Source organism: Ureibacillus acetophenoni (assembly GCF_900220965.1).
GTDB classification, from domain to species: Bacteria; Bacillota; Bacilli; order Bacillales_A; family Planococcaceae; genus Ureibacillus; species Ureibacillus acetophenoni.
In genome coordinates, this window is the sequence record NZ_OBQC01000002.1 from 487,930 (window position 1) to 513,134 (window position 25,205).

A 25,205-nucleotide genomic window follows, 5' to 3' on the forward strand; every position below is an offset into this window, starting at 1 on the left:
ACAGGATTATTTATTTTCTTTCCAAATTTGAACTTTTTCAAAAAATGCAGCCAATGCTTGTTTATTTGACATCGTTGGTACTTTAGCTAATAGCACTTCACGGGGAGCACTGTATTCCTTACTCTGCTTTTGAACAATTAGTATACTCTTTTCTAATGCTTTATTTGCAAATAGTCCATTAGGCAATTGAATAACCGCTTGTATCCATGTATGCTTTTTTAAATATTTATGTAGCTCTTTTGATTGCTCTGATTCAAAAAGGTTCGCAGGTATTAAGAAAAATAGGTACGCTCCCTCTTTTGAATGGTTAATTGATTGTTCGATAAATAAATGATGTGCATAACTCATTCCCTCATGGGCACACAATTCATAATCTATTGCTACCTCTTCGTTCGGGTAATAACCTACAGGCAAATCGCAAACTACTACATCAACTGGATCTACCAACATTTTTTGCAACGCATCTTGATGATAGAGCATTAATGGTTGTTTCGTTAATTCGGCTGTATCTGCAGCTAATCGGATTAACATTTCATCCACTTCAATTCCAGTAGCGAAAGTTTTTCCATCTAACAAATTCATAACAGTTAATAATAAATTTCCTGTTCCAACTGCAGGATCAAGTATTGAAATCGGTCCGTTTTTTAATTTTTCTTCCATGAATTGTTCAACAAAATAGCCAACTAATAATCCAAGGGTATCAGGTGTCATTTGATGATTTGGTTGAGAATTTTTTCTCATTCCTTTTAAAATCGCTAATTGTATTGCTTTTCTAATTTCTTCTTTGGTTGCATCTTTAAAAGACCAATCAATCTTTCCATCAAGTATATCTTCAAGGGTATGTAACACCCCTTCTAAATAGGTGAAATCACTATTTTGTTCATATTGCTCTGAAGTTTCATTGATCGTTGTAAAGATTTGTTCTAATTTATCCATAATTTACTCCTTTGAAACGAACAACCCACTCGTAAAAATCTAGTCGAGTGGGTCCGTAAAATACCAAACAAAAGTTGTAATTGCATTTAGTTAGCTATGTTACAATTATTTTGCTAAAGCTGCCTTCACAGCATCAATTGCTGCCTCATAGTTCGGGTGACTTGTTCCTTCTGGTACGTATTCAACATATGTAACTTTTCCTTCACGGTCAATTACAAATACAGCACGAGCCAGAAGACGAAGTTCCTTCATGTGCACTCCGTAAGCTTCACCAAATGATAAATCCTTATAGTCTGATACTGTGTGCACACCTTCAATTCCTGCTGCCGCACACCAACGTTTTTGAGCAAATGGTAAATCTACAGAAACTGTATAAAATGCTACGTCTCCACCAATACTCGCTACCTCTTCGTTAAAACGACGAGTTTCCGCATCACATACACCAGTGTCTAATGAAGGAACAGAAATAATTAATCGAACTTTTCCTTCTGAATCTTTTAATGTAACAGGTGACATGTCATTTGCTAATACTGTAAAATCAGGTGCTTGGTCACCTACTTTTACTTCACTACCTACTAAAGTGATTGGATTGTTTTTAAATGTTACTTGTACCATTATATTCGCCTCCCTTTCTGTAATCATCTTACTAAAAGGTATTTCATCTTTGCAAATAAGTTAGCTTGATTATGGGAAAAATCATCCAACAATCGGACTGTCTAAAGGAACTGGTTTAACATTGTCCTGTTTCTTTTTAATGTATACATTTTCTTGCACGACAACAGTTTCGGCAAAATAGTCTGCTAAACTATTGTTTTTTGGCATAAAAACGACAAGAAGGTATAATATCCATACAGTATTATTAATAAACCTTCCAATTAGCTCACGAAAAATAACAGTAACCCAATCTAATTTTTCTCCATCTGACTTTTGTACTTTTATACCAAATATCATTTTGCCTAGCGTTTGCCCAAAATATTTTGTCATCAATATGAAATAGCTAAAGTAAAAAATTGTTGAGATGATTGATATGGGTGCAAAGTAGCGAGTATCCGTTAAATTCAAATCAAACACTTTAAAAATAGGATATACAACAATCCCTATCATCGCCGAAACAATACCTTGATCAATAATAAATGCAAAGAAACGCATCCAAAAGCCAACTGTTTTTTCTTCATATTCTTCTACAGGCTTGGCTACTATAGTTTGCTGGGCTTCTGAGGAATGGTTCATTCCATTTACATCTTCCATGTTAAGTAACCCTCCTTAAAATTCTCCATAAAGATACATCAACCTAGGAGAATTCGATGAATTCATTAGTTTAGTGATCATCTGTTGTTCAACAGAAGGACCGAATAATGACCCAAGTTTCATACTTAAAAACGAACGAATACCACCAGTATTTACTTTATATTCAAAAAGTGTTGCATTTTGCAATCCATAATCAGAACGTAAACTTGCAATTGTATCGTCTAAACCACCTAATTCATCTACTAAGCCAGCTTTAACCGCTTGAGATCCACCTAAAATACGTCCATCTGCAACCGCTTTAACTTCTGCTTCACTCATTCCACGGCCTTCCTCAACAACATCAACAAATACTTCGTAGGAATCGTTAATCATTTCCTGCATCATTGCTTTTTCTTCTTCCGTTGATGCTCTTGTACCACTAAACATGTCCTTATGTTGACCAGATTTAATAGTTTCAAATTCAATACCAAAGTTCTCAGCAAGTTGTGAAAAATTATAACTAGACATAATTACACCAATTGAACCTGTAATCGTCTCTCTATGAGCATAAATTTTATCGGCTGGTGCAGCTATATAATAACCACCTGATGCCGCCATTGAACCCATTGATACATAGATTGGAATATTTCGCTCATTCTTAATTTGAACTAATTTTTTATGAATTTCTGCTGATTCAATAGCTCCACCACCTGGTGAATTTACTGTAAGTACTATAGCTTGTACAGTTGGATCTTGCAAAATTGTATCAAGTTGTTTTAAAAATAATTGATGGTCATACTCAACTTGAGACCAAATATTGCCAGAACCAACATCTTGAATGACTCCATCCACTGTTAGTAATGCTATTCTTTCTGTTATATTCCCACTCTCAATTACTTTTTCATTTAGAGCAATAGTTGTCTCTTCTGAAACAGTTGATATTAAATCAGAACTAAAAAAGCCAATTACGGCATTTAATCCTATTGAGAAAATAAATAAAAAAGCTGCAATAATAATTGCAATCCATCGTTTAGTATTCATTAAATGAATCCCTCCTCATTAAAATTCTACGAATGGAATTGTATAATGTTTCAAAAAGTTTAAGAATTTAATTAAGGCTGTCCAGTGAATTGTTCTATCTGGACAGCCTTAAAATTAATATATTTTATTATTTCCTAAAGAATGATTACTACTTTACTGTTTCATTAAATTCTTTTTGTCTTAACTCAATTCGACGAATTTTCCCTGATGATGTTTTAGGTAATTCATCGATAAACTCAATTGCTCTTGGGTATTTATATGGAGCTGTAATTGTTTTCACATGATCTTGTAGTTCTTTAACAATTGTATTACTAGATTTCAACTCTGGATCACGTAAAACAACGAATGCTTTTACAATGTGACCGCGAATTTCATCGGGACTTGCAACGACCGCACATTCTTTTACAGCTGGGTGTTTTACAAGAGCATCTTCTACTTCGAATGGTCCGATTGTATAACCAGAAGAAACAATTATATCATCACCACGTCCTTCAAACCAGAAATACCCATCTTCATCTTTATACGCACGGTCACCAGTTAGGAACCATTCACCACGATATTGAACTTTTGTTCTTTCAGGATCATTTAAATAGCCTTTGAATAATGCTGGTGTAGAAGAATGAACCGCAATATCCCCTACTTCCCCTGAATTTGTTGGTTCGCCTAAGTCATTAATTACTTCAACTAGGTTACCTGGAGTTGGTTTTCCCATAGATCCTGGTTTTGACTCCATACCGATTAATGTACCGACTAATAATGTATTTTCAGTTTGTCCATATCCATCACGAACTTGTAGTGAGAACACTTCTATAAATTTGTTAATTACTTCACTATTTAATGGTTCTCCAGCTGATACAGCACTTCGAACACTTGATAGATCATAATTTTCTAATCCATCTACTTTTGCCATTAATCGATATTCTGTTGGTGTACAACATAAAACATTAATTTTATGATCTTGTAGCATTTGTAAATATTGTTGTGGATCAAATCGACCGATATGAACAAATGCAGTTGCCCCACTACCTAATACCGCTAAAAACGGACTCCAAATCCATTTTTGCCATCCAGGTGCAGCTGTAGCCCAAGCAAGGTCACCTTCTTTTACCCCAAGCCAATGAGCTGCTGTTGTACGTAAGTGAGCATATCCCCAACCATGAGAGTGAACTACACCTTTTGGATTTCCAGTAGTACCACTTGTGTATGAGAGGAAAGCTATGTCCGAGTCTTTCGTACGATTCCCTTCAAATTCTTCAGAAGCTTGTTCCATTTCAGATTGCATTGAAATCCAAGAACCTTGGGAACTTCCAAATACTAGTTGTTGTAAACCATTTAAATGTTCTACTTCATCAAATTGTGATAACTCTTTCTCAAATGCAATGACAGCTTTAGCACCAGAATGAGTAATTCGATAATCAATATCTTTTGCTCTTAACATTTCTGAACTTGGAATAATTGTAATTCCAGCTTTTAATGCGCCAATATAAGTTATGTATGCCTCAACAGAACGAGGTACCATTACTAATGCCACATCACCTTTTTGTAAACCTTTATTAGTTAAAACATTAGCTACTTTGTTAGCTTGTTTAATTAAATCTTTATAAGTAATCTTTTCAATTTCTCCATTTTCATGGTGAACCATTAATGCTAATTTTCCTTCTTCACTAGCAAAACGTTCTATTTCGTCTACGATGTTATAGTTTTCTGGAGCTAATAAATCTTCTCTTTTCATTCCATACTTCCCCCAATTCTAATTTACTTTTTGCAATTTTATATATGATTTTTGCCGGAAATTTAGACATAAAGTAAAAGTCTATCCAAAGGTGTTTTCAATAATTACAAAAATAATTATAACCTAATTATATACCAAGGTTTTAGGAGTAGGTACTATTTTTTCAGAAAAATTTTTTCTCCATTTTTTTTTTAGAGTAATATGAAATAAAAAAACACAAAATAAAGAGCTAGTAGCTTTCGCTACTAGCCCTTTTAGTCATATTATTGACCTTGAGTACCACGTAATTGTGATTCAGCCATTTGCACTAGGCGTTTAGTAATTTCTCCTCCAACTGATCCGTTCGCACGAGATGACGCATCTGGTCCGAGTTGAACACCAAACTCTTGTGCAATTTCATACTTCATTTGGTCTAATGCTTGGTTAGCACCAGGCACTAATAATTTGTTTGTATTTCTGCTATCGTTTGTTGCCATGTCTCTCACCTCCTTGTGCATTTAGATTGTGCCGAAATCATTTTTTAATACACAAAAGGTTAGAGGAAATATGTGCTTGTATTTCTAATTAGATGGTTATAAAAATGCGGTGTTTTTTTGTTACTGATTTATATATTAAAGTAGACCTTCAAACTTATCTTCTCTTGGTTTTGTCATCGGGAAGATATAAAGTTCACGATTTTTTACTGCTTTATCAATTAAATCATCAAAATCAGTAAAGCTTTCGTAATATTTAACTTTATCTACTTTTGGTTTAGTTTTTGGATTTGCAGGAGTAAAAATTGTACAACAATCTTCAAACGGTTGAATTGACGTTTCGTAAGTACCAATTTTTTCTGCAATATCAATAATTTCAAGTTTATCGTAACCGATTAAAGGTCTAAGAATCGGAGTTGTAGTAACATCATTAATAGCAGTTAAACTTTCTAATGTTTGGCTTGCTACTTGTCCTAGACTTTCCCCAGTTACAATGCCTAAAGCATCAATTTCTTCACGAACTCTATCTGCGATTTTCATCATCATTCGGCGTGTTGTTGTCATTAGCATATTTTCAGGAACACGATCTTTAATAAGAACTTGTATATCTGTAAATGGAATGACATGCATTCTTATTTTATAACCAAATTTCGATAATTCGTTTGCAAGTACTTTTACTTTTTCAAGTGAATTTTGGCTTGTATATGGTGGGCTAAAAAAGTGAATCGCTTCTAGACGTACTCCACGTTTCATCATCATATAACCAGCAACAGGACTGTCAATACCGCCTGATAACATTAATAGTGATTTCCCGTTCGAACCGACTGGCATTCCACCAGCACCTTGAATAACTTGAGCCATCATATAAATAGCATCTTTTCGAACTTCAATTCGTAATTCCACATCGGGTTTCTTTACTTTAACAGTTAAATTTTGATAGTTACTTAGAACAGTTCCACCAATCTCACGTTGAATTTCATGTGATTCATGTGGAAATGATTTATCTGAACGTCTTACTTCTACTTTAAAAGTGATGTCTTGATCTTTAAAATCATTCATAATTTCAATTGCTAATGATTTCATAGCGTCCATATTTTTTTCGCATATTGCAACAGGACTAAATGATTGAATACCAAATACTTTCGGTAACTTTTCCATAATAATATCCATTTGCTCATTATTTTCAATTTGAATATGCATTCGATCTCGTTCTGTATGAATCTTCAACGGAGCAATTTCGTTGAATGTATAACGGATATTATCACGGAGGCGGTTAATAAACTCTTTTCGATTTCGACCTTTTGTTGATAATTCTCCGTATCTTATTAATACTTCTTTCCATTTCATTTGTAGTTAACTCCTTTTAAGTCCTTAATGACTTTTGCAAATTCTTCTTTAAATTTTTCAATTTCTTCATCTGTATTAAATGCCCCAAAACTTAAACGGATCACTCCATCTTTAAATTTAGGTGCTACATTTATTGCTGTTACTACATGACTTGTTGTCTTCTGTTTTGAAGAGCAAGCACTTGATGTAGATACGATAATTCCACGTTCTTGTAAAGCATTAATTAATATTTCACCTTTTAAATCCTTCACACTAAAGGATAAAATATGATCTGCACCAAATTTGGTTGATAATAAGTGAATAACTTCTCCGAATCCAGTCAAAAACTTCATTAAATCCTCATGCCACTTTTTATATTTACTTTGTATAGCCTGTGCATTTTCAACTGTGATTCGAGCAGCCTTTGCAAAAGCAATTGCTTGCGGTACAGCAACAGTACCACTTCTTAAACCAAATTCTTGTCCACCACCAAGTATTAATGGAATGATGTTCAATTTCTGTCGGAAAACAATTACACCAGAACCTTTTAATCCATGAATTTTATGTCCAGAAACTGTTATAATATCTGGACCTTTGTCACCGTTAAATTTAATTGGTAACTTACCAAAACTTTGAACGGCATCTACATGAAAAACAGCACGACTATTTTCATGGATAATCTGTCCAGCTTCTTCAATTGGTTGAATCGCACCTATTTCATTGTTTACATGCATTATACTTACAAGAACTGTATCTTTTCTAACTCTTTGTTTTAAATCTTCAAGTGATATAGTACCAGTCTCATCTACATCTAAGTAATCGACTTCGAATCCATCTTTCTCCAAGGATTTTACTGCTTCTAAAACGGAAGCATGTTCGATTTTTGTAGTAATAATGTGCTTTCCTTTATGAGTATTTGCTTTAGAGACACCAAATATCGCAAGGTTATTTGATTCAGTGCCACCCGCAGTGAATATGACACATTTCTCTTCTGTATTAAAAATATCCGCTACTTGCATTCTAGCGCGATCTAATAATTCATTTACTTCCACACCAGCTTCATGAATTGATGCAGGATTTGCATAAAATTGTTCATTTACTTTTACGAATGTATCTAACACTTCTTTATATGGTCGTGTCGTTGCACTGTTGTCAAAATAAATCATATTTACCAACCTTTATTAATAAATTTCATAAGAATAGGCGTCGCTTAATAAAACAAGACGCCTTGCCAAAAGAAAATATAACATATTTAAACTATCAAAATAGTAAGCAATATTTGGTATAAAACAAGAAATGGCTGTCTAGAAAGTTTAGTTTCTAGACAGCCCTATCGTGAAACTTCAAGATGTTTGAGCTGAATATTAAGACTTAGAATATAATTCTTCTTGCACTAGTTCTTCAATTCGCCTTATTGCACCTGGTTCTGCTTGTTCAACAGCAGAAACCGCATCTTCTAATGCTTTCATATAGCGGAATTGGTGAAAAGCATCTTCAGCCTCTAATAACTTTTCATGAACTGTTCTATTCGATGCTCGGTAACGGTTTCCATATTGGATAATGCGCTCAATAAGCATTACATTTTCGATCATTTCTTGCGCACGTTCATCCACTTCTTGAATACATTGATTTGCATTTTGTAGATTTGCATTAACTAAATTCATATTCAGTGGAACTTCTTGTAAGCTTTGAATTACTAAGAAGACTTTCTCTTCTGCTTCTTCTAATCGGGCTTCCATATCTTCTGGAATTCCTGGAATATTTGCTTTTTGTAATTGTCGATCAATATTTTGTAATAGTTTCTTTAGTGAATTTAGTTGCTGACGTGCTTTATTTTCATCGATTCGCAAGTTTTTTAGTCGATTTGATAATTCTTCTTGCTGCACTTTAATTTGTTCTATCTCTTCACTAATTTCAATTAGTTCTTGTTGTAAACTAGAATAAGCAGATTGTTCCTCATGTACTCTTGTTGCTAGTATTTCAAATCGTTTTTGTATTATCTCTAGCTGCTTTAAACCAGCTTTCGGAATCTCGGCTTCTTCTTCTGAGATTCGGTAAGTTGTTTGTACATAAACAGCTTCCTCACTCACTTCTTTTGTTACACGTAATACATCATTTATGGATGTATATAAGTGATCGTAATTTTTATCAACAAAGTTTTTAGCAATAACTTCTTTTTCAAGTAGGTCATAGTAGTGGTCGATTTCATCATTAATTTTTTCAACCCGAGTAACTACTGTTGAAATGTTTAAATCTTTCACTTCTTGGTTCAGTTGCTCTAATTCATCTTCTAGTTTAGCAAGAGCATCATTTAATTCTAAATGATTTAAATAGTAGGAACCTTCTTCCATTTCTCGCTGACCATTTCTTAAATCATGGATTGCATTAGGGATTTTTGTATGTATATCCGTTATTACACTAGGTATTTCATTTATGAAATAATCAAACTGCTCAGCATCTGTATTTAGTGAAAGTACAACTTCACGGGCTTGTAGATAATTCCCTTCTTGTGTCAATGTTTCATATTGACTAAACCTTGTAGGAATTTCTTCAAGTTTCTTTTCTAATGCTGGTAGTGCTTGTCCAAAAGAATAAGGATGAGCAAGCAATGTTTTGCGTGCAGAGCGATAATATTCTTTTAGTTGTTCAACTTCAATACGATTTTTTTCTTCACTACCTACTAATTCTTCTAACTCAGTGATAATTTGATTTTTAATTTTTTCACATTTCTTTAAATATTCTTCTAGTTCTCTTTCAACCTTTGAAGCTTTTTTAAAATTAAAACGATCAATATAATCCTCAGCATCGAATAACATGGAATCCATTTTAATAATGTGGACATCAATCACTTCTGTCCATTGATCGCGCCATGATTCAAATAGTTTTTCAGTTTCACCATTCATATTCAACGCTTTTACTTTTGTTAGTTCTTCAAAGATAGGATAATGCTGAACTTGTAACTTATCTTTTTCTAATCGCTGTATAATGACATTATGTTTCCGTCTCACAAAGAGTCCTACAACAAATAATGCTATTAGTACGATGACAATAATGATGATATACTTCATCGTAAGCCCCCTATTCCAAATCACACAAATCGGCTAGTTCGTAACTATAATATACCATGTTTTGATTCATTTGTTGAATAAATTAAAGTAAATTAATTCAAGTTTAACTTTCTTTCGAAAAGGAGGAGTATCATTTTGAAAAAAGATGGGCATATTCATACACAATTTTGTCCTCATGGTACTACGGATTCAATTGAGCAATATGTTGAGAAAGCGATTCATTCTGGATTTTCAGAAATTTCATTTACCGAACACGCACCTCTTCCAACAAACTTTTCAGACCCAACACCGGATAAAGATAGTGGCATGAATCCGAAATTGTTACAAGCATATATTGAGACTTTGAGTGAAATAAAGTCTACATATGCCGATAAAATTAAAATTAACGTCGGCTTAGAAATTGACTATATTATTGGTTACGAAACTGAAACAAGAGCATTTTTAGATACTGTAGGGCCTCTTTTAGATGATGCAATTCTATCTGTACATTTTCTTAAATGGGAAGATGAATATTGTTGTATTGATTTTTCTAAAGAAGTATTTTTAGATTTTGCTAGAAAAGTAGGAAGTGTTCAAGAAGTTTACAATTTATATTACGAAACTGTAGAAAAATCAATTCATGCAAATCTTGGGAGATATAAACCAAAACGTATTGGACATCCAACACTTATTCATAAGTTTCAATTAGCTCATGGTGAAAAAATTGATGATACGACGAGAATAAAAGAAGTCCTTACTTTAATGAAGGAAAAAAGATTCGAATTAGATTTAAATAGTGCTGGCTTAAGTAAAAAAGATTGCAAGGAACCATATCCACCGTTACCATTAATTCATTATGCAAAATCCATTGAATTACCTATGATTTTTGGTTCAGATGCACACAGCGTCAATGATTTACATCAACATTATGAAGTATTATTTTCAAAATAAAGGAGCTTTAATATGTTCACAAAATTAAAATTTAGTGGGTCTACAAAAGAACAATATAATCTATTATCAAAACAACTTGATGCATTACTAGAAGGTGAAAACGATCTTATAGCAAACTTAAGTAATGCATCTGCATTATTAAATCAATTCTTAGACAATATTAATTGGGTTGGCTTTTATTTAATGAAGGATGGAGAACTTGTTTTAGGTCCATTCCAAGGACTACCTGCATGCGTTCGCATTGCTGTTGGAAAAGGTGTATGCGGAACTGCTGTTTCGAAAAAAGAAACAATTGTCGTTGAAGATGTCCATAAATTTCCTGGCCATATAGCTTGTGATGCTGCTTCTAATTCAGAAATTGTAATTCCTATTATTAAAAATGATGAAGTTCTAGGTGTTTTAGATATTGATAGTCCATCATTAAACAGATTTTCCGAAGAAGACCGCGAAGGTTTGGAACAGTTTATGAAAGTATTAACTAAACATTTATAAAAAAATGGCTGATTTGAATGTAACACATTCAAATCAGCCAAATTTTTTATAGTGTTTTTTCTAATTCTTCATCGTAAATATATACTCGGTTTTTACCATTATTTTTTGAATAATAGAGTGCAGTATCTGCTTGTAAGAAGATCGTTTGAAAATCAGGGCGTTCATCCTTATGCCATACAATCATTCCAGCAGAAATTGTCACGGTCGGGTTTGTCCCAATAGGAATCGTATCAACTATATTTTCTGCCAGTCGAATGGACTCATCGTCTAAAATATTTGGAACGTAAACCGCCATTTCTTCTCCACCCCATCGAGCACAAATCCCTCTAGTACCAACAATATCTAGAAGTAAATCACCAATTTGAATTAATACTTCATCTCCTACATGATGACCGTATGTATCGTTGACTCGTTTAAAGTTATCAATATCAACTAGTAAAAACATACCGGAATCATCTGTTTTTAATGATTTTTCAACAAATTGATCTAAATAACTTCTTGCATATAGTTTTGTTAAATGGTCATGGTCAACCATTTGTTGTAATTGACTTCTTAACATTGAGTTTGCGATTGCTAATGATGAATGTTGAATAAGTGACTGCATTAGTTTATAACTATCAAATGAGAAAAAGTAAGATTCGCTATGCAAAACAATGCTAAAGCCATAAATTCTTTGCTCTACAATTAAAGGTATTGCCATTAATGAATTATAGGGGACATCTTTTGAAATTAAACGATTAAAATCTGCTACAAATAATGAATCTTGAGTTTTATTAAAATGGTTAGATACATATTTTATATATTCCCGTCCCTTTGGCGTTTTAAAAAATTCGGTACATGCTTCCGTCAATTTGCATGTATTATTTTCAATGAACACAAAACATAGTTCCATAGGTTGAAAAGACTTGATTAGCTGTTTTTGTAATAGCTTCAACATGTCATTCATATTTAAATTCATATTTAATCGGTGGGACGTTTCATTAATTAACTGTAGATCACTTACTAAACGATGCGACTGATGATATAGCTTGGCATTTTCAAGCGCATTCCCTGCAGTATTTGCAAGCATACTTACAAAGTTTTTTTCAATTGGAGAAAAAACATATGAAATATGTGCACTTACTTGTAAAATGCCATAAATAGCTTGCCTTCCTTTAATAGGAGCATTGAGCAAACTATAATTTAAATCGCTAGCCTTTTCAGTTGTTATATTTCCTGAAACAAAAGCCTCAATAGTGGACGGTCTTTCAGTTAAATAATCAAATTGTTTTATGGAGATTGTTGTCTGCCGATCCTGGTCATTAGATAATATCAATTCAACTTGAAAAGTTGGGAAATTTTCTTGAATCGTATTTAATACGTTTTCTAAAATCATATTAATATCCATTGTGGAATGGAATAAATCTGTCATGTTGTACAATTTCCGATATTGATTTTCGTTTAATCGAATTTCTTTAGTTTTATTTAACATTTGTACAATATTAGAAATATTTTGCATTGTTTGTTCAAAATATTCTGTTTGAGTGAACTCTTTCCACTTACTACTTTCTTTTATTAAAAGTAAATTATTATTCTCATTTGGACCTTTTAATAAAATCATATGGGTAAGTTCTTTAAATTCTTCTTTTTCCTTTAATATATTAGGTAACTCGTTAACCGTTTGTTTAACAAAATACTTTTCTAATAAGGCACTTGGAATTCCACTATATCGAAGATCGAATGATACGTCATCATTAGGGCATATAAATTTGTTTCCATCGTATATGAGAAAATAACTATATTCAATATCAAGATAACGTTTTAAACACTTTTCAATTAGTTCAAATTGACTATTATTTATTGAAAGTTCATCTACAGATTTTGCACATATAGCAAGTAAATCTGATATTAAATGATTGATGGATTGTTGATGTACTTTCATAAAAACCACCTTTTCTAATAGGAAGTGGAACGAATTTTTATAATATTTCAACTAATATTTAAGTATACACTCTTTAAGTCTAAATGACTATAAAGTTTTTATTAAAAAATATACATATTTTAACTAATTCTACTTAGATATAAATGAATATCTATCAAAAAATATGGTATAAATTAATAATGGAGTACAAATGATTATTACTTGACACAAAACCTATAATAATTATACAATACTCCTTGTGTAAAATGAATGCAGCAGTTGTATAAGCTAGTTTGTATTTTATTCCTCTAAGATGATTAGACGGTGTATTAGTAACCCTTTACGGCTGCAAGGGCGAACCTACATGAAAATAAAATACCCATTAGTGTCGGGTACAACTGGTTTTCTTTGAACACAAAAAAACCAAATCTAAAGGAGGAGACACATTATGTCTCGTTATACAGGTCCATCTTGGAAACTTTCTCGTCGTCTTGGTATTTCTTTAAGCGGCACTGGTAAAGAATTAGAAAAACGCCCTTACGCACCAGGACAACACGGTCCAAACCAACGTAAAAAATTATCTGAATATGGTTTACAATTACAAGAAAAACAAAAACTTCGTCATATGTATGGTATGAGCGAACGTCAATTCAAAAACCTTTTCGATAAAGCTGTTAAAATGAAAGGTGTTGCTGGTGAAAACTTCATGATCCTTCTTGAAACTCGCCTTGACAACCTTGTTTACCGTTTAGGTTTAGCTCGCACTCGTCGTGCAGCACGTCAATTAGTTAACCATGGTCACATTTTAGTTGATGGCAAACGCGTTGACATTCCATCATTCAGCGTTAAACCAGGTCAAACGATTTCTCTTCGTGAAAAATCTCAAAACCTTGCTGTTGTAACTGAAGCAATCGAAGTAAACAACTTCGTTCCAGATTACTTAACTTTCGACGCTGAGAAAAAAGAAGGTACTTTCGTACGTCTTCCAGAGCGTTCAGAATTATCAGCTGAAATTAACGAAGCATTCATCGTTGAGTTCTACTCTCGTTAATTAAATTGCTTCAAAAGAAGCATTCAAAAAACCCTAGTATGGTCGATTTTAATCTACCTACTAGGGTTTTCTTTTTTCTTTTTGATTTTTTAGTTTAAATAGTTCAAAACTTTTCCGACAACTTCTTCTCCTGCATGAACCCATCTGTTTTTATTTATTATTGGAGCGTCCTTATCAAGGGGTTCTTGGAACTGACTAAACCCAGTTGCATCAAGTAAGGAACTTTCATCAAAATCAAGACCACAATGAACAACGTGTTTTATGACATATGGAGTTTGAAATTTAATTTCTGCGTTGTAAGAATCGAGTTCTCCATGTGTTACGACAAATGGTAATCTCAAATAGATTGTATCGCAGTCTTTTTTTACTAAAATTGTATCAAAAAAACCTCGATCATATTCCCAATACCCACCTAGGCAAAAGCCATGTGGTTTAAGTTTATCCCGTAAGTATCCAAATTTCGCTAGTTTGCCATCTAGTTCTGTTTGTAGTGTTAGCATTAATAATATCCGCCTCCGTAAAATTCTCATTTATAGGATAGACAAAAATAATTAAGCAAATACTTGATAATTTAGTAATTTTGAATAATATTCACTTGAAACAAATACCTTTTTAAGTGAAATACTCCAATTTTGCATCAGGGAAAAATTTCTCCATATAGGAATATAAATGTGATTTTATATCTTCTTCTTCATCTTTTTGATAAATATATTTTCCTATACCATATTTCCCCCATTTATATCTTCTTTTTTCTTCATCTAACTCTAGTTTAGTCATTGGATAGTTTTTCTCAATGACTCTTTTTGCTGGCTTTGTAAATCGATGTTGAATAAACTCAAAGGTTAAATCTTTCTTAGCTTCCGAAGGTAATTCTGCGGCTAACCGTTCGAACATATGATAATAGCCCTCTTCCCAACCTTCGTGGAGATAAATAGGTGCTACGATAAACCCAAGGGGATAACCAGCACGTGAAACTTTTCCCGCGGCTTCTATTCTCTTTTCTAATGGAGAAGTTCCAGGTTCAAAATTTTTAATAATAAAATCTGCATTTACACTAAAGCGGAATCTTGTTTTACCATTGTGCTTTGCATCTAGTAAATGATCCACATGGTGAAATTTTGTTACGAACCTTAATTTCCCAAGTTCAGACTGACCAAAGTGTTCGATTGCTCTTTTTAAAGTATGAGTTAGATGATCAATCCCAACAATATCAGATGTACAGGATGCCTCAAATCTTGTAATTTCAGGTGCACGTTCTTCCATATATTTGTCTGCCGCATCAAGAATTTCTTCCACATTAACATACGTACGTATATATGGCTTACTTCCCATTGTCGTTTGTAAATAACAATAATGACAATGGCCCATACAACCTGTAGCAAAAGGAATTGCATATTCTGCAGAAGGTTTCGATGTATCAAATTTGAGCGTTTTTCTAACTCCGACTACAAGTGTTGACTTTGCAACCCGATATTTTTGAAAATCATTGTCACCGGGTAGATTTCGAATTTGATTGTGTGAAGTAGTTTCACGTATTTCAATATCCATATTTTTAAACTTTTCATATAGTTCCTTCCCTAAAGGATACTCAAGGGCTTTCGGTTCAAAATATACGAGCCTTGGGGTAAATGGTTTCATTGAATATCCCCTTCTTAGTTATTTCCATAGTAATAATCGTACGCTTTGTTTGCTTCTTCCTCAGTTGCATACATGGCTAATTCATTGGTAATTGGATAATAGGTTTCATATAAAAACACAGCTAATTCTCCGTCTTTCTCAGGATTATTGACAACAGCAGCCTCCTGTATATTAGCTACATCTTGGGCATGTGGATTTCGATAAAACACGTAAACAATATCACCAGCCTGGTAAGCTTGATTTTCCATGCTCTCACCTTTTCTTAAAAAATTGTTGATAATAAAATTTTGGCTCTAAAAGTAATAATTATGTTTTCTTCATTTTGGAAAATTATTTAAGCAAAAAAAATAGGCCGATATCGACCTATTTCTCTTCTTCAATATTCGTTTCTTCTTCTAATTTTTCTACTTTTATATAATTAATTTGATGATCTTCTTTTTCGTGAATTGAAAATGCGTAACCAGCAAAATGTATACTATTTGGTTCTTCAAGATCCATATCTTGATTATAATACCATCCACCAATTGTATCGATATCATCGTTATCAAAGTCAATTTTAAGTAAGTCTTCTATATCGTCGAGTAATACACTACTATCAAAAATGTAAACTCCCTCATCTAAAATTCTTACATCTGCAATTTCATCATCATCAAACTCATCGTGGATATCTCCAACGATTTCTTCAATAATATCTTCTAATGTAACAAGACCCGCTGTTCCACCGTACTCATCTATTAGAATCGCAATTGGCGTTCGTTCTTTTTGCATTCGTACTAGTAAGTCATTAATCGGTATAGAATCAATTACTTTTATAACAGGATTGATAAATGTTTCTAAATTAAAAGTATCTGGTTTGATGCGATTATTCATTCCTTGAGTTAGGAAATCTTTAATATTTAAAAACCCAATAATGTTATCACGATCGCCTTCAAATATTGGATATCTTGTATATCTTTCTTCTGAAACTATCGTAAGTAGTTCCTCGAAAGAAACATCTTTATAAAAACCAACGATCCTCGTTCTAGGAACCATTATTTCACGAGCAATGCGCTCATCAAATTCAAACACATTATTTACGTAATTTAATTCGTTCTGATTGATTTCACCACTTTTATAACTTTCTGTGAGTAACAATCGTAATTCTTCTTCCGTATGGGAAAGCTCACTTTCACTTGCAGGCTTCATACCAAATATTCCTATTAATAAACGAGCAGATCCATTTAGGAACCAGATAAATGGGAAGAGAATCTTATAAAATACCATAATTGGTTTTGAAAACATTAATGTTACTTGTTCCGCTTTTTGAATCGCAACAGACTTCGGTGCTAATTCACCAACTACTACGTGGAAGAATGTAGCCAATGCAAATGCTCCAGCTATCGTAAAATAATGAACATAGTCTGGCCCAATACCTATTGATGCAAATAACGGATGCAATATAAATTCAAAGGTTGATTCACCAACCATACCAATACCTAACGCTGTAACTGTTATCCCCAACTGACAGGCAGATAAGTACTCATCAAGGTGAGAAGTTACATGTTTAGCTGCTTTTGCACCTTTAAATCCTTCCTCCACTAGTTGGTCAATACGAGAAGAACGAACCTTTACAATGGCAAATTCTGTTGCAACAAAAAATGCGGTCAAAATAATTAATATTACAAAAATGGTTAAGTTTAAAGCGGTCAACTATTTGTCTTACTTAGTGATAAGTAAGACTCCACCTCCTGAATTTTAAGTTTTTATTTTTAATATTCGGAATTTTACAAAATTTTAGTGTGTGGTCCCCATCAGAAACACCCCAATTCATAACAATCTAGTAAATAGAATAACGTGAAATCGGTACCAAATCAAACAATCTAGTTTAATGGTCAAAAAATCTCCTTTAAATCACATTTATTTTCATTATTTATAATCATTATTGAAACCTTTTTTATGTTATATCCGTATATATTTTTTCTCTTAACTTAGAAAAATGTTAAGCTCTAGATTAAAATTAAATATAAAAAAGACACAAGAATAAATAACATTATTCTCAACTTGTGTCTTTAAAATAAATACTATTCTCAAATGAACATATCCAAAACGATTATGCAAAATAAACCAACGATTGATACGATTGAAGTAAGTACAGTCCATGTTTTAAATGTTTTGCCAATTGACATGTTAAAGTATTCTTTTACAATCCAAAACCCTGCATCGTTCACGTGGGAAAAACCAACACTTCCTGCACCTGCAGCCAAAGTCATTAACTCTGGATTAGCACCAGTTACGGCTACAATTGGTGCGGCAATACCAGCTGCTGTCATACCAGCAACTGTTGCTGAACCTAGTGCAATACGTAATACCGCGCTTATAACCCAAACAAGTAAAATGGGTGACAATGCTGTACCTTCCATCAATCCAGCGATGTACTGATCGATTTCACTATCAATTAACACTTGTTTAAAGGCACCACCACCAGAAATGATTAATAAAATTAATGCTATACCGGCGGTTGCTTTAGCAAATGAATTCATAACCTTTTTCATGCCCTTACCACGAGCGATTCCCAAAGTGAACATCGCTACAATTACAGAAATTAATAATGCAGTACTAGCAGTCCCTATAAAATCAGTAAATGGTCGGATTGGTGAATTTGGCGATATGATTTCTACTAGTGATTTAATTGCAATCAAAATAACAGGTAAAATAGCTGTCAATATACTAACAGTAAAACTTGGAATTTCATGATTTCCAAATGCTATTGGATTATATAATTCTTTTGGTATTGTTACCTCTAAATCCTCTTTTTTAAAAACCTTTGTAAATAATGGTCCTGCAATAATAATCGGTGGGATCGCAATAATCACACCCCAAATTAATGTTTCGCCTAAGTTTGCGTTAAAAATTTCTGCAATAGCTGTTGGACCTGGGTGTGGCGGTACAAAGCCGTGCATTGTAATGAGCGCTGTTATTACGGGAATCCCTATGTATAAAATCGGAACACCTGCTGCTAAAGAAATAGTAAATACTAATGGTACGAGAACAACAACACCTGTTTCAAAAAATAGTGCAATTCCAACTACTGAAGCAGTGAAAACTGATGCAAATTGAACATGTTTTTTTCCAAAAGCGTTTAACATCGTTACCGCAATACTTTTTGCTGCACCTGAGTCAGTTATTAACTTACCTAAAACAGCCCCAAATATTATAATCATCGTAATACTTCCAAGAGTAGATCCAAGACCATTTTGAATGGATGTCATTGCTTCAGTGGGTGACATTCCTTCTAATATTCCAACAAACAATGATGCTATAATAAATGCCAAAAATGCATTTAACCTTAACACCATCATTAAAAGTAATAGTAGTGTAACTCCTAATATAATCGAAACGATTGACATAAAAATCCTCTTCCTATTAAAGATTTGCTACATTATAGCAAGTCCCTTGAATTCACTTATTAATAGAGATCAAATATCCTCATAAAAATTCTTTCACTATAGGATAAACCCTAGAATACCAACCTTACAATTATTTTCTTAACCTATAATAAAATCGGTCACTTTTTATAATTTCTTTCATTTGAAATTACACATATATTTATAAACTTATATTCTTAAAAACTTATTTAAAGAAATATGTTATATCTTACTTTTTAATAACAAAATCGGAAAAAGCCTTTTCATTTGATGAATACAAATTTATACTACAAATGGGGGAGTTTTTTACTATATAGGAGTCGATTAAATTGAAGAAAAAAGACATGCATGCATATACATACGCATATGAATCCATTAGAGATCAAATCTTAAATGGAGATTTTGAACCACATGTAAAGTTAACCGAAGAAATGCTTGCAGAAAAATTAGGAATTAGTCGAACACCAATTCGTTCTGCAATTGCAAAACTCGAACAAGAAGGTTTAATTCGAAACAAAAGAATATTTATACCTACCGAGAATGATATGCGACATATTTTCCAAGTACGCATGTTAATTGAAGGGTTTGCTGCAAAATATTGTTCAAGTTCCATAACTGAAGATGCATTAAATCGTTTGAAAGAATGTGTTGAAATTGGATTTAACGGAACAATTGAAGATATTATGCAAGCGAATCATGCATTTCACCAAATCATTGTACAGGAAACAAAAAATCCTATGATGATTGATATTATTGACAAAATGCAGTCGATTATATATTTATTTAGAAAAACAGTAGTTTGGCAAAAAAGACCTCATTTAATAGATGAACACGCAAACATTGTCAATGCAATTGAGGATAAGAATGGACAACTTGCACAAGATTTAATGGTTGAACATCTAAAAAAAGATTTAGAGTTTAGTATAAGTAGAATTAAATATTAACCCTTTTAACTTAAAAGGCGACTCAAAAAATTGAGTCGCCTTTTTAAAATCAAATTCGCCTTGGAGAATTTGCGCGCCCAGATTTTATCGAGCTTAGGCTAACAGGATGTTAGTCACTTAGACGTTGCCACAGGACGTGGCGCTCTTAGTCTAAGTTCATTTATTAAACCATTAAAAATCTGTGGCATCCGCCGGAGGCAACCTTCATTCAGCAAGGATATCCCTCACCGTATGGTAATCTACATACAATTAAAAATCATAATTTATAGAAATGCGACACTACTGCTGAATGGAGTTGAATTTCACCATATGATATTTTTTCTTACCTCTACGAATGATCGCAAATTCGTCTTCAAGTCGATCTTTGCTATCTACTACGTAATCTAAGTCTGTAATTTTTTCGCCATTAATTGAGATTGCGCCATTTGTAACATCTTCACGTGCTTGTCGTTTAGAAGATGAAATATTTGCTTCAACTAACACATCAACAATATTTTTATCTTCTTTAGGTAGTTCTGTTGATGGCACATCTTTAAATGCATTTTTCATTTCGCTAGCAGATAACGCTTTTAAATCACCAGAGAATAACGCGTCTGTAATGCGTTTTGCTGTTTCAAGCGCTTCATCTCCATGAATTAAACGTGTCATTTCCTCAGCTAATGCTTTCTGCGCTTTTCGTAAATGTGGTTCTTCTTGAACAGATACTTCTAAAGCTTCGATTTCTTCTCTAGATAAGAAAGTAAAGATTTTTAAGTATTTAACTACATCTGCATCCGCAGAGTTAATCCAGAATTGGTAAAATTCATATGGTGTTGTTTTCTCAGCATCTAACCATACCGCTCCACCAGCAGTTTTTCCAAATTTCGTACCATCCGCTTTTGTCACTAATGGTATTGTAATACCAAACGCTTTTGCATTATCATCATGTGTTTTACGAATAACTTCAAGACCCGTTGTAATGTTCCCCCATTGGTCGGATCCCCCAACTTGAATACGTACATCGTAATGATCGTATAAATGATTGAAATCTAGACCTTGAATTAGTGTATAGGAAAATTCTGTAAAGGAAATACCTGTATCAAGGCGAGAAGCGATTGTATCTTTTGCTAACATGTAATTTACGTTAATCAGTTTTCCGTAATCACGTAAAAAATCAATAACACTCATTTTTCCTACCCAATCAAAGTTGTTAACTAATTGAGCGCCATTCCCATCTTCACCAAACTCAAAAATTCGTTCCATTTGAGATTTTAGTCCAGCTACGTTACGAGCGATTTGTTCTTCAGTTAAAAGATTACGCTCTTCTGAACGACCTGACGGATCTCCAATCATACCTGTTGCTCCACCAACTAATAGAATTGGACGGTGGCCAGCTTGTTGGAAACGACGTAATGTTAAAAGGGGTACAATGTGGCCAATGTGCATTGAGTCAGCTGTTGGATCAACACCTACATATAAAGAAACCTTTTCTTCGTTTAATAACTTTTCCATTCCTTCAGCATCTGTTTGTTGATATAACAAACCACGCCATTGTAAATCTTCTATTAGTTTATTTGCCATGATAATTCCTCCTAAGCTTGATTTAATTACTATCATCATTGGTTAAAAAGAAATAATTCAACGAAAAATAAGTTGAGTTATTTATATTAAAAGTGTAGAAAAATATTTTATCTACAAAATAAAAAAGCCCCACATACAAATGAATCATTTGCATGCAGGGACGTTTAAATAATTTTAACGCGGTACCACCCGGCTTGAAGAATACTTTTATATATCCTTCCACTCGTAAATGTCTTATCGCGACATATTCGTCAAGCTCCAAGAACGTAATTCATATTCTCACTATGACTAGCTTCCACTAACCGCTAGCTCTCTTTACAGGGAATGAAAATACTACTTCAATCTTTTCAACACTTGAAAAAAAATATTATAATGATTGTTATTTTACTTGTTTTTTTTATAATGTCAATTAATTGATTACTGAATATTAGAATTATGCTATAATAGACAAGATTTTAGGGGGTCGATAAAGTGGATGAAATAAAAAAGCGTATCGAACAACTCAATGAAAAAATTGAACAACTATCTACTTCAGTGCGAACACGCCCACTTCGAATTGGTATAAGAGTTGTATGGAATTTATCATTGTTATTCCTTTTCATTATCATTATAGGTTTTGTTTTTGTCGGAGCAGTTGGTGCTGGCTATTTTGCATCATTAGTAAAAGACGAAAATCTACAAGCAAAAGACGAAATGTTATCACAAATTTATAATTATGAAGAGACGAGTGAAATTTACTTTGCGAATAATATTTACATAGGTAAACTTCGGACGGATTTAGAACGTCGCGAAACATCATTAGATCAAGTTTCACCACTCGTTATTAATGCTGTATTAGCAACAGAAGATGAATATTTCCGTGAACATAATGGAATTGTTCCAAAAGCAGTACTTCGTGGACTTTTACAAGACTTTTTAAATACGAGTCAACAAACAGGTGGTTCAACCTTAACGCAACAGCTTATTAAGAACCAAATTTTAACAAATGAAGTTTCTTATGAACGTAAAGCTAGAGAAATTTTACTTGCAGTAAGGCTTGAAAAGTTTATGACAAAGGATGATATTTTAGAGGCATACTTAAATATTATTCCATATGGTCGAAGTTCTTCAGGGCGTAATATTGCCGGTGTTGAAACAGCTGCAAGAGGTATTTTCGGTGTTAGTGCATCTGAGTTAACTTTACCGCAAGCTGCTTACATTGCAGGTATTCCACAGGCACCATTTGCTTATACGCCATTTACTCAAGCTGGACAATTAAAGGATGCTAAAGGTTTACAACCTGGAATCGACCGTATGAAGGTCGTATTATCTCGTATGCTTGAAGTTGGTTATATTTCTGAATCTGAATACAATCAAGCTATTAGTTATGATATTACAAAGGATTTCAGAGAACCTGAAAAACTGGCAAAGGATAGCTACCCTTGGTTAACATATGAGTTAGAAAATCGTGCAAAACGAATTATAGCTGGTATTTTAGCAGAAAAAGATGGCATTGATCCAAAACGTCTTGATGAAGAAGAAAACTTACTTGAAAAGTATATGATTCTTGCGGATCGTGATATTCGATCAAGTGGTTATCGTATTTATTCTACAATTGATAAAGATATGTACGATGCAATGCAGCAAGCTGCAGAGAACTTTAGTTACTACGGCCATACATTTACTAGAACTGAAATTGATTCAGAAACTGGTGAGGAATATGAAGTACAAATTCCAGTGCAAGTCGGTGGTATGCTAATTGAAAATAAAACTGGAAGAATAATAAGCTTCGTAGGTGGTCGTGATTTTGAAATAAGTGAATTAAATTACGCCACTCAAGCATATCGTTCAAATGGATCAACTATGAAACCATTACTCGCATATGGTCCTGCATTGGATTATGGAGTTATAGGTGCTGGTAGTCCCGTAGTGGATGTAAAGTTTACCCTACCTGGATATGAACCTTCTAACTATTTAGTAAATGAAGAAAGAGGGATTATGACAGCAAGGGAAGCTTTAGCTCACTCTCAAAACTTAACTGCACTAAGATTATATGATTCTATTCTCGATCGACGTCCAGTAACCTATTTAGATAAACTAGGTTTTTCTAAATTAGTACCAGTTGATTATGAAAGTTTAGCTATATCAATCGGTGCAATGACTGTTGGTACAACAGTAGAAGAAAATACAAATGCATTTGCAGCCTTTGCAAACAATGGGCAATTTATTGATGCCTATATGATTGAAAAAATAGTTGATTTAGATGGCAATATTATTTATGAACATGAAACTGAAGCAGTTGATGTATTCTCTCCTGAAACTGCATACATGATCACGGATATGTTACGTGATGTATTAGATTACGGTACTGGTGCAAGAGCAAATAGTATGTTGAAATTCTCATCAGACTTTGCAGCTAAAACTGGGACTTCCCAAAACTATCGAGACGTTTGGTTTGTTGGTTATAACCCGGATATTTCTTTTGGATTATGGATGGGCTATGACGACAAAAAAGAACCACGTTCGTTATATCAATTTAACAATACGTACTATCAACCAAGTACACGTGTAAATATGCTTTGGGCTAATTTTATGAATGCAATGTACGATGTTAACCCTGAACTAATTGGTACATCTGAACAATTTACTGCTCCACCTGGAGTCGTTAATGCTTCATTCTGTGGAATTTCGGGACTTGCTCCATCCGACGCTTGTACACAAGCTGGATTAGTGAAGTCTGATTTATTTAACCGAAACTTCTTACCAACAATTCCGGATGATAGTTTAATTTCATCGTCATCTGTAATGATTGACGGAAAAGCATATGCTGCTTTAGATTCCACGCCTAGAGAATTTGTAACTGAAAATGGAATAGGTTTAAATCCGGAATTCGCAAAACGAATGCTAGGTAGATTAGGTGGAGATGCATCGAAGTTATTGCCTAACAATTCTTCATTTGGTAGCGGTGTTGTTTCAACTTCAACGCTAGAACCAGATAGCGGTAATCCACCTGCTGTCACTGCGATATTGAAAGGTAATGTTATTACATGGACGAAATCACAAGCAAATGATGTAATTGGATATCGTGTGTATGACGTTACTAACGGAGATCGCAGTTTAGTTGCGACAATAAGAGATGGTCAAGAACTTCAGCATTCGATTTCAAATAATAGTTCATATATCGTTGTTGCAGTAGATATTACCGGTTTAGAATCAACAAATTCTAATACAGTTACTACTTTACCTACTGATCCAACATTACCTGGAGATCCAGGTGAAATTGAAGAACCGGGCAATGGAAATCCTGGCAATGGAAACGGTGGCGGAAATGGCAATGGAAACCCTGGTAATGGAAATGGCGGTAACGGGAATGGCAATGGAAACGGAAATAATAATGGTGATGACGGAGATATAATTGACGATATTATCAATCCCGGTAACAATTAATACTAAATAAAATTAACTCTCTATCATAAAGTAATGGCTTTATGTTGGAGAGTTTTT

At 33.5% G+C, this 25,205-nt stretch carries 21 protein-coding genes and 1 other annotated feature; of the genes, 5 read left to right on the top strand and 16 right to left on the bottom strand.

Features of this window, described 5'->3' with window-relative positions:
* Positions 1–6: 6 nt before the first annotated feature.
* The 9 genes from CRO45_RS05125 to ezrA all read right to left on the bottom strand — a co-directional run bounded on the left by CRO45_RS05125 (position 7) and on the right by ezrA (position 9,803).
* A complete protein-coding gene (locus CRO45_RS05125; RefSeq protein WP_097148559.1) occupies positions 7–936 on the bottom strand; it encodes a class I SAM-dependent methyltransferase in 930 nt (309 codons plus the stop codon).
* Positions 937–1,041: 105 nt separating this feature from the next.
* On the bottom strand, positions 1,042–1,551 hold the full coding sequence (gene tpx, locus CRO45_RS05130; RefSeq protein ID WP_097148560.1) for a thiol peroxidase: 510 nt from the start codon (positions 1,549–1,551) through the stop codon (positions 1,042–1,044).
* Between the two features lie 81 nt (positions 1,552–1,632).
* Positions 1,633–2,184 (bottom strand): RDD family protein, encoded by a 552-nt coding sequence (locus tag CRO45_RS05135; RefSeq protein ID WP_235864523.1) that lies wholly within the window; start codon positions 2,182–2,184, stop codon positions 1,633–1,635.
* 15 nt (positions 2,185–2,199) lie between these two features.
* Positions 2,200–3,204, bottom strand: coding sequence for a signal peptide peptidase SppA (gene sppA, locus CRO45_RS05140; RefSeq protein WP_097148561.1), 1,005 nt, complete (start codon positions 3,202–3,204; stop codon positions 2,200–2,202).
* Between the two features lie 148 nt (positions 3,205–3,352).
* On the bottom strand, positions 3,353–4,936 hold the full coding sequence (gene mbcS / locus CRO45_RS05145; protein ID WP_097148562.1) for an acyl-CoA synthetase MbcS: 1,584 nt from the start codon (positions 4,934–4,936) through the stop codon (positions 3,353–3,355).
* A 263-nt stretch (positions 4,937–5,199) separates the two neighbouring features.
* Complete coding sequence (locus CRO45_RS05150) at positions 5,200–5,412, bottom strand: alpha/beta-type small acid-soluble spore protein (protein WP_097148563.1); 213 nt, start codon at positions 5,410–5,412, stop codon at positions 5,200–5,202.
* Positions 5,413–5,547: 135 nt separating this feature from the next.
* On the bottom strand, positions 5,548–6,756 hold the full coding sequence (gene thiI / locus CRO45_RS05155) for a tRNA uracil 4-sulfurtransferase ThiI (protein ID WP_097148564.1): 1,209 nt from the start codon (positions 6,754–6,756) through the stop codon (positions 5,548–5,550).
* Complete coding sequence (locus CRO45_RS05160) at positions 6,753–7,901, bottom strand: cysteine desulfurase family protein (protein ID WP_097148565.1); 1,149 nt, start codon at positions 7,899–7,901, stop codon at positions 6,753–6,755. The genes thiI and CRO45_RS05160 overlap by 4 nt, the downstream gene beginning before the upstream one ends.
* Before the next feature lie 198 nt (positions 7,902–8,099).
* Complete coding sequence (gene ezrA, locus CRO45_RS05165; RefSeq protein ID WP_097148566.1) at positions 8,100–9,803, bottom strand: septation ring formation regulator EzrA; 1,704 nt, start codon at positions 9,801–9,803, stop codon at positions 8,100–8,102.
* 135 nt (positions 9,804–9,938) lie between these two features.
* Between ezrA and hisJ the strand changes: the two genes are divergently transcribed.
* Positions 9,939–10,733 (top strand): histidinol-phosphatase HisJ, encoded by a 795-nt coding sequence (gene hisJ / locus CRO45_RS05170; protein WP_097148567.1) that lies wholly within the window; start codon positions 9,939–9,941, stop codon positions 10,731–10,733.
* A 12-nt stretch (positions 10,734–10,745) separates the two neighbouring features.
* Positions 10,746–11,225, top strand: a complete 480-nt coding sequence (locus CRO45_RS05175) for a GAF domain-containing protein (RefSeq protein WP_097148568.1) — start codon at positions 10,746–10,748, stop codon at positions 11,223–11,225.
* A 46-nt stretch (positions 11,226–11,271) separates the two neighbouring features.
* Here the strand turns inward: CRO45_RS05175 and CRO45_RS05180 are convergent, their stop codons facing one another.
* Entirely contained in the window at positions 11,272–13,146 is a 1,875-nt protein-coding gene (locus tag CRO45_RS05180; protein WP_097148569.1) for a sensor domain-containing diguanylate cyclase, read from the bottom strand.
* A gap of 427 nt (positions 13,147–13,573) precedes the next feature.
* On the opposite strand from CRO45_RS05180, the gene rpsD reads away from it, so the two are divergent.
* On the top strand, positions 13,574–14,176 hold the full coding sequence (gene rpsD / locus CRO45_RS05185; RefSeq protein WP_097148570.1) for a 30S ribosomal protein S4: 603 nt from the start codon (positions 13,574–13,576) through the stop codon (positions 14,174–14,176).
* An 89-nt stretch (positions 14,177–14,265) separates the two neighbouring features.
* Here rpsD and CRO45_RS05190 read toward each other — a convergent pair whose 3' ends face one another.
* From CRO45_RS05190 to CRO45_RS05210, 5 genes are all read right to left on the bottom strand, one after another.
* On the bottom strand, positions 14,266–14,676 hold the full coding sequence (locus CRO45_RS05190; RefSeq protein WP_097148571.1) for a YugN family protein: 411 nt from the start codon (positions 14,674–14,676) through the stop codon (positions 14,266–14,268).
* Between the two features lie 112 nt (positions 14,677–14,788).
* A complete protein-coding gene (gene splB / locus CRO45_RS05195; RefSeq protein ID WP_097148572.1) occupies positions 14,789–15,814 on the bottom strand; it encodes a spore photoproduct lyase in 1,026 nt (341 codons plus the stop codon).
* A 14-nt stretch (positions 15,815–15,828) separates the two neighbouring features.
* Positions 15,829–16,062, bottom strand: coding sequence for a transcriptional regulator SplA domain-containing protein (locus CRO45_RS05200; protein WP_097148573.1), 234 nt, complete (start codon positions 16,060–16,062; stop codon positions 15,829–15,831).
* Between the two features lie 115 nt (positions 16,063–16,177).
* Positions 16,178–17,503, bottom strand: coding sequence for a hemolysin family protein (locus CRO45_RS05205; protein ID WP_097148574.1), 1,326 nt, complete (start codon positions 17,501–17,503; stop codon positions 16,178–16,180).
* A gap of 377 nt (positions 17,504–17,880) precedes the next feature.
* A complete protein-coding gene (locus tag CRO45_RS05210) occupies positions 17,881–19,200 on the bottom strand; it encodes a gluconate:H+ symporter (protein WP_097148575.1) in 1,320 nt (439 codons plus the stop codon).
* Between the two features lie 347 nt (positions 19,201–19,547).
* On the opposite strand from CRO45_RS05210, the gene CRO45_RS05215 reads away from it, so the two are divergent.
* The gene (locus CRO45_RS05215) at positions 19,548–20,162 is read left to right on the top strand and encodes a GntR family transcriptional regulator (RefSeq protein WP_328588591.1); all 615 of its coding nucleotides are present in this window, start codon (positions 19,548–19,550) and stop codon (positions 20,160–20,162) included.
* A gap of 279 nt (positions 20,163–20,441) precedes the next feature.
* Here the strand turns inward: CRO45_RS05215 and tyrS are convergent, their stop codons facing one another.
* Positions 20,442–21,722, bottom strand: a complete 1,281-nt coding sequence (tyrS, locus tag CRO45_RS05220) for a tyrosine--tRNA ligase (protein WP_097148576.1) — start codon at positions 21,720–21,722, stop codon at positions 20,442–20,444.
* Positions 21,723–21,875: 153 nt separating this feature from the next.
* Positions 21,876–22,082: a binding site (T-box leader), on the bottom strand.
* Positions 22,083–22,202: 120 nt separating this feature from the next.
* Here tyrS and CRO45_RS05225 point away from each other — a divergent pair.
* Entirely contained in the window at positions 22,203–25,148 is a 2,946-nt protein-coding gene (locus CRO45_RS05225; RefSeq protein WP_097148658.1) for a transglycosylase domain-containing protein, read from the top strand.
* The last annotated feature ends 57 nt before the right edge of the window (positions 25,149–25,205 follow it).